Origin of the sequence: Streptomyces ambofaciens ATCC 23877 (assembly GCF_001267885.1) — a bacterium.
Taxonomy (GTDB): Bacteria; Actinomycetota; Actinomycetes; order Streptomycetales; family Streptomycetaceae; genus Streptomyces; species Streptomyces ambofaciens.
This window is the reverse complement of record NZ_CP012382.1, coordinates 3,413,495-3,424,257: the sequence shown is the minus strand read 5'-3', so window position 1 is coordinate 3,424,257 and position 10,763 is coordinate 3,413,495. Positions and strand designations below refer to the sequence as shown.

Annotated in this window: 10 protein-coding genes; 6 read left to right on the top strand and 4 right to left on the bottom strand. The window is 73.6% G+C overall.

The annotated features are described in order from the left end of the window. Nucleotides 1-107 precede the first annotated feature (107 nt). Nucleotides 108-710, top strand: a complete 603-nt coding sequence (locus SAM23877_RS15150; protein ID WP_053132535.1) for a TetR/AcrR family transcriptional regulator — start codon at nucleotides 108-110, stop codon at nucleotides 708-710. A 104-nt stretch (nucleotides 711-814) separates the two neighbouring features. After that, nucleotides 815-3,049: an MMPL family transporter gene (locus tag SAM23877_RS15145; protein WP_053132532.1), complete on the top strand. Its 2,235-nt coding sequence runs from the start codon at nucleotides 815-817 to the stop codon at nucleotides 3,047-3,049. Between the two features lie 137 nt (nucleotides 3,050-3,186). Here the strand turns inward: SAM23877_RS15145 and SAM23877_RS15140 are convergent, their stop codons facing one another. Beyond that, nucleotides 3,187-4,119, bottom strand: coding sequence for an RNA polymerase sigma-70 factor (locus SAM23877_RS15140; protein WP_053132529.1), 933 nt, complete (start codon nucleotides 4,117-4,119; stop codon nucleotides 3,187-3,189). A 210-nt stretch (nucleotides 4,120-4,329) separates the two neighbouring features. Between SAM23877_RS15140 and SAM23877_RS15135 the strand changes: the two genes are divergently transcribed. From SAM23877_RS15135 to SAM23877_RS15120, 4 genes are all read left to right on the top strand, one after another. After that, nucleotides 4,330-5,868, top strand: a complete 1,539-nt coding sequence (locus SAM23877_RS15135; RefSeq protein WP_053132526.1) for an MFS transporter — start codon at nucleotides 4,330-4,332, stop codon at nucleotides 5,866-5,868. 259 nt (nucleotides 5,869-6,127) lie between these two features. Next, nucleotides 6,128-6,640: a YbaK/EbsC family protein gene (locus SAM23877_RS15130; RefSeq protein ID WP_053132522.1), complete on the top strand. Its 513-nt coding sequence runs from the start codon at nucleotides 6,128-6,130 to the stop codon at nucleotides 6,638-6,640. After that, complete coding sequence (locus SAM23877_RS15125; protein ID WP_053132518.1) at nucleotides 6,637-7,479, top strand: DMT family transporter; 843 nt, start codon at nucleotides 6,637-6,639, stop codon at nucleotides 7,477-7,479. Before SAM23877_RS15130 ends, SAM23877_RS15125 begins: the two co-directional genes overlap by 4 nt. A gap of 127 nt (nucleotides 7,480-7,606) precedes the next feature. Next, nucleotides 7,607-7,882 (top strand): DUF1876 domain-containing protein, encoded by a 276-nt coding sequence (locus SAM23877_RS15120; RefSeq protein WP_053142497.1) that lies wholly within the window; start codon nucleotides 7,607-7,609, stop codon nucleotides 7,880-7,882. Between the two features lie 74 nt (nucleotides 7,883-7,956). Here the strand turns inward: SAM23877_RS15120 and SAM23877_RS15115 are convergent, their stop codons facing one another. The 3 genes from SAM23877_RS15115 to cbiQ form a co-directional block, all read right to left on the bottom strand. Next, nucleotides 7,957-9,162, bottom strand: coding sequence for a serine hydrolase domain-containing protein (locus tag SAM23877_RS15115; RefSeq protein ID WP_053142495.1), 1,206 nt, complete (start codon nucleotides 9,160-9,162; stop codon nucleotides 7,957-7,959). Between the two features lie 71 nt (nucleotides 9,163-9,233). Next, entirely contained in the window at nucleotides 9,234-10,013 is a 780-nt protein-coding gene (locus SAM23877_RS15110) for an energy-coupling factor ABC transporter ATP-binding protein (RefSeq protein ID WP_053132516.1), read from the bottom strand. Then, nucleotides 10,001-10,762, bottom strand: coding sequence for a cobalt ECF transporter T component CbiQ (cbiQ, locus tag SAM23877_RS15105; protein ID WP_053132513.1), 762 nt, complete (start codon nucleotides 10,760-10,762; stop codon nucleotides 10,001-10,003). The genes SAM23877_RS15110 and cbiQ overlap by 13 nt, the downstream gene beginning before the upstream one ends. Nucleotide 10,763: the final 1 nt, after the last annotated feature.

Sequence of the window (10,763 nt, the reverse complement as noted above, 5' to 3'; positions counted from 1 at the left end):
AAACCGTTTCGTTTCGCTAGTGGGCCGGGGTACATTCTTCCTGTACGAAACGGTGTCGTACTGACAGTTGCCGACCGTCGTTCCGAGTGGAGGAAGGAGTGAGCGAGATGACCGAGACAGCCACCGTGCGCCGCAGTCGGATCACTCCCGAGCGCGAGGCCGAGCTGTACGAGGCCGTGCTCGACCTGCTCCGCGAGGTCGGCTACGACGCCCTGACCATGGACGCCGTGGCCGCCCGCACCCGCTCCAGCAAGGCGACGCTCTACCGCCAGTGGGGCGGCAAGCCCGAGCTGGTCGTCAAGGCCATACGGCACAACAAGCCGGGGGAGATCAGCGAGGTCGACACCGGCACGCTCCGGGGCGACCTGCACGCGCTGATGGCCCGCGAGGACGACTGCACCATGGCCCAGAACTCCGCGCTGATGCGGGGCGTGGCCATGGCACTCCACCAGAACCCGGACCTGCGCCAGGCCTTCCGGGAGCAACTGGTCGAACCGGAGATGGCGGAGTTCCGGCGCCTGCTGCAACGCGCCGTCGACCGGGGCGAGATCAGAGCGGACTGTCCGGCGCTGGACTTCCTCGTGCACATGATGGTCGGCGGTTTCGCCACCCGCACGCTGCTCGACGACCAGCCGCCCACGCGGGCCTTCCTCGCCTCGTACATCGACGCCGTGATCCTCCCCGCCCTCGGCGTCTCCCCCTCCTCCTGACCCGTCCCCCCCACCAGGCGATCCCCACCTGACGTAACCGCTCACGTCGTCGGGCTGATCACCCCTGCCCTGAAGACCCACGACCTGACCGGGAGTACGCCCCCGTGGCAACGTTCCTCTACAAACTCGGCCGGCTCGCCTTCCGCCGACGGCACTTCGTCGCCCTGATATGGGTGGCCCTGCTGACGCTCGCCGGCGTCGGTGCGGCCAGTGCCCCGCCCGCCGGCACCACCTCCTTCTCCATCCCCGGCACCGAGGCCCAGAAGGCCTTCGACCTGCTCGAAGAGCGCTTCCCGGGACAGAGCGCCGACGGGGCCACCGCGCGCGTGGTCTTCAAGGCGCCGTCCGGCGAGAAGATGACGGACGCCGCCCACAAGGCCACCGTCGAGAAGGCCGTCGCCGATCTGGCCGACGGCTCCGAGGTCGCCTCGGTCGCCGACCCCTACCAGGGCAAGGCCGTCAGCAAGGACGGCGCGATCGCCTACGCGTCGGTGCGGTACGACGTCTCCGGCATGGAGCTGGAGGACTCCACCAAGGACGCCCTGGAGGACGCCGCCCAGCAGGCGCGTGACGCCGGGCTGACCGTCGAGGTCGGCGGTGACGCGCTCCAGGCCGTCCCGCACACCGGCGCCACCGAGGTCATCGGCATCGCGGTGGCCGCCGTCGTCCTCGTCATCACCTTCGGCTCGCTGGTCGCGGCCGGACTGCCCCTGCTCACGGCCCTGATCGGCGTCGGCATCGGCGTCTCCTCCATCACGGCCCTCGCCAGCGCGCTGGAGCTGGGCTCCACCACCTCCATCCTGGCGATGATGATCGGTCTCGCGGTCGGCATCGACTACGCCCTTTTCATCGTCTCCCGTTACCGCGCCGAACTCGCCGAGGGACGTGAGCGCGAGGAGGCCGCGGGCCGGGCGGTCGGCACCGCCGGCTCGGCGGTCGTCTTCGCCGGCCTCACGGTCGTCATCGCCCTGGTGGGCCTCGCGGTCGTCAACATCCCGATGCTGACCAAGATGGGCGTCGCGGCGGCCGCCACCGTCGCCATCGCGGTCCTGATCGCCCTGACGATGGTCCCCGCGCTGCTCGGTTACGCCGGCCGCCGGGTCAAGCCGACCGGTGCGAAGAGCAGGCTGCTGGGCGGCGGCAGGAAGAAGAAGGACGCGCAGGCCGAGGGCGGACCCGCCAAGGCCAACCTCGGCACCCGCTGGGCGAGCTTCGTCGTCCGCCGTCCGCTGGCCGTCCTGCTGCTGGGCGTCGTCGGTCTCGGGGCCGCCGCCGTCCCCGCGGCCTCCCTGGAACTGGGCCTGCCCGACGACGGCTCGCAGCCGACGTCCACGACCCAGCGCCGGGCCTACGACCTGCTCTCGGAGGGCTTCGGCCCCGGCTTCAACGGGCCGCTGATGGTCGTCGTGGACGCCCGGGGCAGCGACGCCCCCCAGCAGGTGTTCACCGACGTCTCGAACGAGATCAAGGGGCTCGACGACGTCGTGGCGGTGACCCCGCCCGCGCCCAACAAGGCCGGCGACACCGCGACGATCACCGTGATCCCGGACTCCAAGCCGTCCTCCGTGCAGACCGAGGACCTGGTGCACGCCATCCGCGACGCGGGCGGCGCCGTCGAGGCCGACACGGGGGCGCAGACCCTGGTCACCGGTTCGACGGCGATGAACATCGACGTCAGCCAGAAGCTGAACGACGCGCTGGTGCCGTACCTGGTCCTGGTCGTCGGCCTGGCCTTCCTCCTGCTGATCGTGGTCTTCCGTTCGATCCTGGTCCCGCTGAAGGCGGCCCTCGGCTTCCTGCTCTCCGTCATGGCGGCCCTCGGCGCGGTCGTCGCGGTCTTCCAGTGGGGCTGGCTGTCCGGCCTGATGGGCGTCGAGGAGACCGGTCCGGTCATGTCGATGATGCCGATCTTCATGGTCGGCGTGGTCTTCGGCCTGGCGATGGACTACGAGGTCTTCCTGGTCACCCGCATGCGGGAGGCCTACGTCCACGGCGAGAAGCCCCACCAGGCGGTCGTCACCGGGTTCAAGCACGGCGCGAGGGTTGTTACAGCGGCGGCGGTCATCATGATGGCGGTCTTCGCGGGCTTCATCGGCTCCAGCGAGGCGATGGTCAAGATGATCGGCTTCGGGCTGGCGATCGCCGTCTTCTTCGACGCGTTCGTCGTCCGCATGGCCCTCGTCCCGGCGGTCCTCGCGCTGCTCGGCGGGAAGGCCTGGTGGCTGCCGAAGTGGCTGGACCGCGCGCTGCCCAACGTGGACGTCGAGGGTGAGGGCCTGCGCACGGCCGAGGAACGGGGCTCGGGCCCCGAGGAGGACCGGGAACTGGCCCGCACCTGACGCGCCACCCGCCGCCCCGACCCGGGGCGGCGGAGAACAGACCAGCCGGTGAGGGCTTCCGTGGGGACGGGGCTGCCCTCACCGGCTTCCCCCTTGCCGGCCCGCCCGCTCAGCGGCTCAGCGCGGTCTCCGCCCGCTCAGCGGCTCAGCGCGGTCTCCCGCTCCACGTGCGCCAGCTTCTCGGGGTTGCGCACGGAGTAGAACGCGGTGATCAGGCCGTTCTCGACACGCATCGTCACGACGCCGTCGACCTCCTCGCCGCGCCGCACGAGCAGCGCCGGGCAGCCGTTGATCTGGACGGTCTCCAGAAAGGCGCCGTCGAGGGTGGGCAGTCCGAGCACCAGCAGGCGGGCCACGTCGCCGGCGCCCACGACGGGCCGCGGCGTGGCCTGCCTGGCCCCGCCGCCGTCGCCCAGGTAGACCACCTCCGGGGCGAGGATGTCGATCAGGGTCTGCAGGTCGCCGGAGGCGACCGCGTGCCGGAACGCCTCGAGCGCGGCTCGGGTCTCGGCCGGGGAGATGGCCGTGCGGGGGCGGCGCGCGGCGACGTGCCCCCGTGCGCGGTAGGCGATCTGACGGACGGCGGCCGGGCTCTTGCCGACCGCCTCGGCGATCTCCCCGTAGTCCAGCTCGAAGACCTCGCGCAGCACGAACACCGCCCGCTCGACGGGCGCGAGCGTCTCCAGCACGAGCAGCATCGCCATCGAGACGCTCTCGGCCAGTTCGACGTTCTCGGCCACGTCCGGAGCGGTCAGCAGCGGCTCGGGCAGCCAGGGACCGACGTAGGCCTCCCTGCGCCGGCTGAGCGTGCGCAGCCGGTCGATCGCCTGCCGCGTCGCGATGCGCACCAGGTAGGCGCGCGGTTCGCGCACCTGGCCGAGGTCGACGTTCACCCAGCGCAGCCACGTCTCCTGCAGGACGTCCTCGGCGTCGGCGGCCGAACCGAGCATCTCGTAGGCGACCGTGAACAGCAGGGCGCGGTGGGCGACGAACGCCCCGGTGGCCGCGTCGGTCCCGCCGCCGTGGACCGGCACGGTCCCGCCGTCCGCCCGCTCACTGCCCTCGCCCATCACCGGCTCCTGCCCGTTCGTCCTGCCCTGCCGTGGTCCCGCGGCACGTGCATACGACGACGCGGCCCGGCCCGTTGTCACACCCGCCGTCCGTGGCGTCCCTCACACACCCGCGTCTGTTACGCCGACCGGGCCGGTGCCGTCCCGTGGTCGTCCGACGCCGTCCGGACGATCCGCGCGGCACCCGGCATCACGAGTGAGGACTGATCCATGGAAGTCACGGCAACCACGAAGGCGCGGGCCGGCGGGGCCGATCCGCGCCGCTGGTCCGCGCTGTTCTTCATCGGGCTGGCCCAGCTGATGATCGTCCTGGACGGCACGGTGGTGAACATCGCGCTGCCCACGCTCCAGCGGGACCTGGGGATCTCCGACGGCGACCGGCAGTGGATCATCACCGCGTACACGCTCGCGTTCGGCAGTCTCCTGCTGCTCGGCGGACGGATCGCGGACTACACCGGGCGCAAGCGGGCCTTCCTGATCGGGCTGCTCGGTTTCGCAGGTGCGTCGGCCCTCGGCGGCGCGGCCGGCGGCTTCGAGGCGTTGCTGGTCGCCCGGGCCGCGCAGGGCGCGTTCGCCGCGCTGCTCGGCCCGTCCGCGCTCTCGCTGCTGACCGTGATGTTCACCGAGCCGAAGGAGCGCGCCAAGGCGTTCGGGATCTGGGGCGCGATCACCGCCGCCGCCGGCGCCATCGGGCTGCTGGCCGGGGGTGCGCTGACCGAGTACCTGGACTGGCGCTGGTGCCTGTACATCAGTGTCCCGATCGCCCTGGCCGCGGTGGTCGGCGGCGGCGCCCTGCTCACCGAGTCACGGCACGAGGGCAGGGTCCGGTTCGACGTCCCCGGTGTGCTCCTGGTGACCGGCGGCCTGCTCGCGCTGGTGTACGGCACCGCCCGGGCCGAGTCCGACGGGTGGGGCTCGGCCCCGGTGGTGTGCCTGCTGGCAGGGGGTGGGGTGCTGCTCGCCGTCTTCGCCCTCGTGGAGAGCCGCGTGCCGTCACCGCTGCTGCCGTTGCGGGTGATCGCCGACCGGACCCGCGGCGGCGCCTACCTGGGTGCGGGACTGGCCTTCATCGGCATGTTCGGGGCGTTCCTGTTCATGACCTACTACCTGCAGGCCGTCAAGGGATACTCGCCGGTCCGCACGGGTGTGGCCTTCCTGCCGATGACCGTGGCGGTCCTGCTGTCCGCCGGCGGGCTCACCGCTCGCCTGCTGCCCAGGGTCCCGCCGCGGGCCCTGATGGTGCCCGGCATGCTCGTCCTCGCCTCCGGCATGCTCTGGCTGCTCACCGTCGACCCCGGCACCTCCTACGCCCGTGGTGTCCTGGTCGCCGGGCTGCTGTCCGGATTCGGCGCGGGCCTGATCATGCCGGTGGCCTACGACTACGCCACCCACGGCGTCGACCCCGGCGACGCGGGCATCGCCTCCGCCGGCGTCAACACGGCGCAGCAGACCGGAAGTTCGCTCGGGACCGCGCTGCTCAACACCATCGCCGCCAGTACGACCGCGGACCACCTGGACACGCACGCCCCGCAGGGCGCGGATCCGGCGTTCGCCAAGCAGGCGGTGATGGAGGGCTTCCAGACGGCCGGCGTGTGGGCCGCGGGCATCATCACCGTCGGTGCGCTGATCGCGGCCTTCCTGATGAACACCCCGCGCCCCGGGCCCGCGGCCCCCGCCGACGACGCCGGCAGCGGGGAAGGCCCGCGGGACGCCGCCGAACGGAGCGAGCCGGTACCCAGCCGTCCGTGAGCCCGCCGGCACGATCGGTACCCAGCCGTCCGTGAGCCCGCCGGCACGATCGGTACCCAGCCGTCCGTGAGCCCGCCGGCACGACGGAGGCCTCCGCCGGCCGGGCGGCGCGGACGCCCGGCGCGGCGGAACCGGCCGACGCGCGACGGTGGCCCCGGACGCCCGCGGACACGGCCCCCGCGACGCGGAGGCGGGGCGCCGGCGGTCCCCGGGGCAAACGGGTCGCGTGCCGCCTACACCCACCGCTAGCGTGCCGTTCATGACTACGACCGAGGGCACCTCCGACGCCCCTGCCGCCCACCCCCGGTTCGCCGAGGCCCTGCGCGGACTGGGCCTCGCCGACCTGGTGGCACGGGCGCGGCGCTTCCCGGAGGCCACGCGCACCGCCGCCGAGGCCGCCGCCGCGATCGGGTGCGAGCTGAGCCAGATCTGCAAGTCGCTCGTCTTCGCCGCCGACGGCGTGCCCGTCCTGGTCCTCATGGACGGCGCCTCCCGCGTCGACCTGGAGCGGGTCCGCGAGGAACTCGGCGCCGGCAAGGTCACGCGGGCCGGGGCCGACGTCGTACGGGAGACCACCGGGTACGCGATCGGGGGCGTCCCGCCCTTCGGCCACCGCGAGCGGACCCGGGTGCTCGCCGACCGGTCCCTCCTCGCGCACGAGGTCGTCTGGGCCGCCGCCGGCACCCCGTACGCCGTCTTCCCGATGGAGCCGAAGGAACTCGTCGCCACCGCCGGTGCCACCCTCGTGGACGTGCGCGAGCGCGCCGAGTGACCCCACTGGTCACCGGCGCCGTCCTGCTCGCCGCGGTGACGCACGCGAGCTGGAACGCGATCGCGCACCGCATCACGGACAAGCTGACCGGCTTCGCGCTGATATCGGGCGGCGGGATGCTCATCGGGCTCGCGCTGCTGCCGTTCACGGCCGTCCCGGCGGCCGGCGCGTGGCCCTACCTCCTGGCCTCCGCCGCGATCCACCTCGCGTACTACGCCCTGCTGATGCGCTCCTTCCGGCTGGGCGACTTCGGGCAGGCCTATCCGATCGCCCGCGGCAGCGCGCCCCTGCTGGTCACCGTCCTCGCCGCCGTCTTCGCGGGCGAGGTGCCGGACGGCTGGGCGACCGGCGGCATCCTGCTGTCCTGCGCCGGCCTGACCGGCGTCGCCCTGTGGGGGCTGCGGGGACGGCGGCCCGACTGGGCGGCCATCGGCGCGGCCCTGGCGACCGGGGTGACCATCGCGGCGTACACGGTGGTCGACGGGCTGGGCGTACGCGCCTCCGGGTCCTCCCTCGGGTACATCGCCTGGCTGATGGCGGTGCAGGGGACGGCCCTCCCGGCGTACTTCGTGTACCGCCACCGCGCCGGCGCCTGGGCGCTGCTGCGGCCGCAGGCGCGCCTCGGACTGCTCGGCGCGGTGCTCTCCGTCACCGCGTACGGGCTCGTCCTGTGGGCGCAGACCCGCGCCGAACTCGCGCCGATCGCGGCCCTGCGCGAGTCCTCGATCCTGGTCGGCGCGGCGATCGGGGCCCTCTTCTTCCGGGAGAGCTTCGGCGCGCCCCGTCTCGCGGCGGCGGGGCTCCTCGTCGTCGGGATCGGGCTGATGCTCCACACGTGACGGACGCGGCGGAAGCGGCGGACGTGACGGACGCGGTGGACGCGGTGGACGCGGCGGCAGCGGCGGCGTGGTGCGCCGGGCGGCCGCGAGGAGCACCCTGGAAGCAGGTACTCCGGAGGTGATCGTCATGATGCACACCGCAGTGGGATGGCACGTCGAGCTGGAGTTCATGGAGGACGACCAGCACACGCGGGCGGTCGCGATGGTGCGGCTCCCCGACGGCAGTGAGGTCCGCGCGCACGGGCACGCCAGCCGGCACCGCGTCGACGCCCGGCAGCCGCGGGTCGGCGAGGAGGTGGCGGGGGCACGCGCCCTGAACGAGCTGGCGATGCAACTGCTCACCAAGGCGCACGAGGAGATCGACGCGGCGTCGGGGAGGACGTCCCACCCGATCCACGTCTGAGCGGGCGGCACCCTGGGGTGCCCACGCGGTGCGGGTCGCACGTGGTCGGGCACCGCACGGTGGCGCCCGTCGGGTCAGCCCGCGTCGAGTGACGCCCGTACCGCCCGCACCAGCGCCTGGGCCCGCGGGTCGGCCGTCACGGACTTGCGGAAGCCGTTGGTGACGTAACCGAAGGAGACGCCCGACTCCGGGTCCGCGAAGCCGAGGGCGCCGCCGCGGCCCGGGTGGCCGAAGGAGCCGGGCGACAGGAACGGGGACGCGCTGCCGTGCAGCATGTACCCGAGGCCGAAGCGGGTGGGGACGACGAGCACCCGGTCCGGTCCGGCCGACTCCTCGGCACGGGCCGCCTCCATCGTGGCGGTGTCGAACAGCCGTACGTTCCGCGTCACGCCGTCGACCTCGCCGATCAGCGCGGCGTAGAAGCGCGCCAGCCCGTCCGCCGTCGCGACGCCGTTGGACGCCGGGAGGGCGGAGGCGCGGTACGCGGGGTCGTTCTGGTCGGGGAACGGCGTGATCGCGGCGAAGGCGCGGCGGGTGAGGGAGGCCGGGTCCCGGTAGGCCTCGGTGACGGAGCGCTTGGGGCGCAGGCGCGGCCCGCTCCCCGACGGCTCGGGCTCGTCGAGGCGCCCCACCCGGCCGGCGCGGCCCGCCGCCTCCTCCGCGGCCGGCAGCCCCACCCACAGGTCGAGGCCCAGTGGTCCGGCGATCTCCTCCGCGATCCACTCACCCGCGCTCCGCCCGCCCGTCACCCTGCGGACCAGCTCGTCGAGCAGCCAGCCGTACGTCAGCGCGTGGTAGCCGTGGTCGGTGCCCGGCTCCCACACGGGTGACTGCGCGGCGACGGCCCGGGGGCCCCGCAGCGGGTCGAGGGACTCCTCGGGGGTGAGCGGGCGGTCCAGGACCGGCAGCCCCGCCCGGTGGTTCAGCACGTGCCGGACCAGCACCCGCTCCTTGCCGTGCGCCTTGAACTCGGGCCAGTACTCGCCCACCGGCGCGTCCAGGTCCAGCTCCCCGCGCCGGTGCAGCAGCAGCGGTACGGCGGCGGCGACCCCCTTCGTCGCCGAGCGCACGATCTGGGCGGTGCCCCGGCGCCACGGCTCCCGGTCGTCGGCGCCGCCCGCTCCGTCGACGTGCTTCGTGCCGCCCCACAGGTCCACGACCTTGCGCCCGTCCCGGTACACGGCGACCGCCGCGCCCCGCTCCCCGAGCGTCGCGAAGTTCCGTGCGAACGCGTCCCTGACCGGCTCGAAACCCCCGGCCACCGTGCCGTGCACGTCCACGTCCACTGCCCTACGTCCCTTCCGTTCGCCTGCGACAGTGGGTGCAACCGCCACCGGCCGCCTGCGATTCCTCACCGGCGCGTCGACACCGACCGCGGGTCGAAGCCGAAGGGCAGCTCCAGGCGGTGGGCGCGCATCAGCGCGTCGTCGGAGAGCAGGCCGGCGGTCGGGCCGTCCGCGGCGATCACACCGTCGCTGAGGATCAGGGCCCGGGGGCACAGCTCCAGGGCGTAGGGCAGGTCGTGGGTGACCATCAGGACCGTCACGTCCAGGGAGCGCAGAATGTCGGCGAGTTCGCGCCGGGAGGCCGGGTCCAGGTTGGAGGAGGGCTCGTCCAGGACCAGGATCTCGGGCTCCATCGCGAGCACGGTCGCCACCGCCACCCGGCGCCGCTGGCCGAAGGAGAGGTGGTGCGGGGGCCGGTCCCTGAACTCCGCCATGCCGACCAGGCCGAGTGCCCGGTCCACGCAGGCCTCCAGTTCCGCCCCCTTCAGCCCGGCCGCCGCCGGCCCGAACGCCACGTCCTCGCGCACGGTCGGCATGAAGAGCTGGTCGTCGGGGTCCTGGAAGACGATGCCGACCCGGCGCCGGACCTCCGCCATGGTGCGCCGCTCCACGGGCAGCCCGGCGACCGTGACCGTGCCGGTGCCGCCGCCGAGGATGCCGTTGAGGTGGAGGACCAGGGTCGTCTTGCCCGCGCCGTTCGGGCCGAGCAGCGCGACCCGCTCGCCGCGGGCGACGGAGAAGTCCACGCCGAAGAGGGCCTGGTGCCCGTCCGGGTAGGCGAAGGCGAGGCCGGAGACCTCCAGGGAGGCGGGCGCGGTGTCGGCGGCGGTGTTCACAGGCTCCATCCCAGCAGACAGACCACGAGAGCGGCGACGGGGAGGGCCAGCGCGTACGACCACTGCGCCCGGGAGGCGGTCACCTCGTCGATCACCGGCATCGACCCGGCGTACCCGCGGCTGATCATGGCCAGGTGGACGCGCTCGCCGCGCTCGTAGGAGCGGATGAAGAGCGCTCCGGCGGACCTGGCGAGCACACCCCAGTGCCGCACGCCCCTCGCCTCGAAGCCGCGCGACTCCCGGGCGATCCGCATCCGGCGCATCTCGTCCGCGATGACGTCCCCGTACCGGAGCATGAAGGACGCGATCTGCACCAGCAGCGGCGGCAGCCTCAGACGCTGGAGGCCGAGCAGCAGCGCGCGCAGCTCGGTGGTGGACGCGAGGAGTACGGAGGTGGCGACGCCCAGGGTGCCCTTGGCCAGGACGTTCCAGGCGCCCCACAGGCCGTTCACGCTCAGCGACATGCCGAGCACCTCGGTCCGCTCGCCCTCCGCCACGAACGGCATCAGCACCGCGAACGCGACGAACGGCACCTCGATCAGCAGCCGCCCCAGCAGGAAGCCGGCCGGGACGCGGGCCGCGTACGCCACCGCCGCGAGCAGCAGCGCGTACACGGCGAAGGCCCACATCGCCTCGCGCGGCGTCGACACCACGACGATCACGAAGGCGAAGGCCGCGGCGAGCTTGGTGTACGGCGGCAGACCGTGCACGGGGGAGTGCCCGTGCCGGTAGAGCCGGTGTGCGTGGCCCGCGCCCATG

Bases quoted from the DNA above. Each gene is read 5' to 3' on its own strand.
- SAM23877_RS15150 (WP_053132535.1), top strand. From the start codon at position 108: ATGACCGAGACAGCCACCGTGCGCCGCAGTCGGATCACTCCCGAGCGC.
- SAM23877_RS15110 (WP_053132516.1), bottom strand. From the start codon at position 10,013: ATGGAGCCTGTGAACACCGCCGCCGACACCGCGCCCGCCTCCCTGGAG.
- SAM23877_RS15140 (WP_053132529.1), bottom strand. From the start codon at position 4,119: ATGGGCGAGGGCAGTGAGCGGGCGGACGGCGGGACCGTGCCGGTCCAC.
- SAM23877_RS15130 (WP_053132522.1), top strand. From the start codon at position 6,128: ATGACTACGACCGAGGGCACCTCCGACGCCCCTGCCGCCCACCCCCGG.
- SAM23877_RS15120 (WP_053142497.1), top strand. From the start codon at position 7,607: ATGATGCACACCGCAGTGGGATGGCACGTCGAGCTGGAGTTCATGGAG.
- cbiQ (WP_053132513.1), bottom strand. From the start codon at position 10,762: ATGGGCGCGGGCCACGCACACCGGCTCTACCGGCACGGGCACTCCCCC.
- SAM23877_RS15135 (WP_053132526.1), top strand. From the start codon at position 4,330: ATGGAAGTCACGGCAACCACGAAGGCGCGGGCCGGCGGGGCCGATCCG.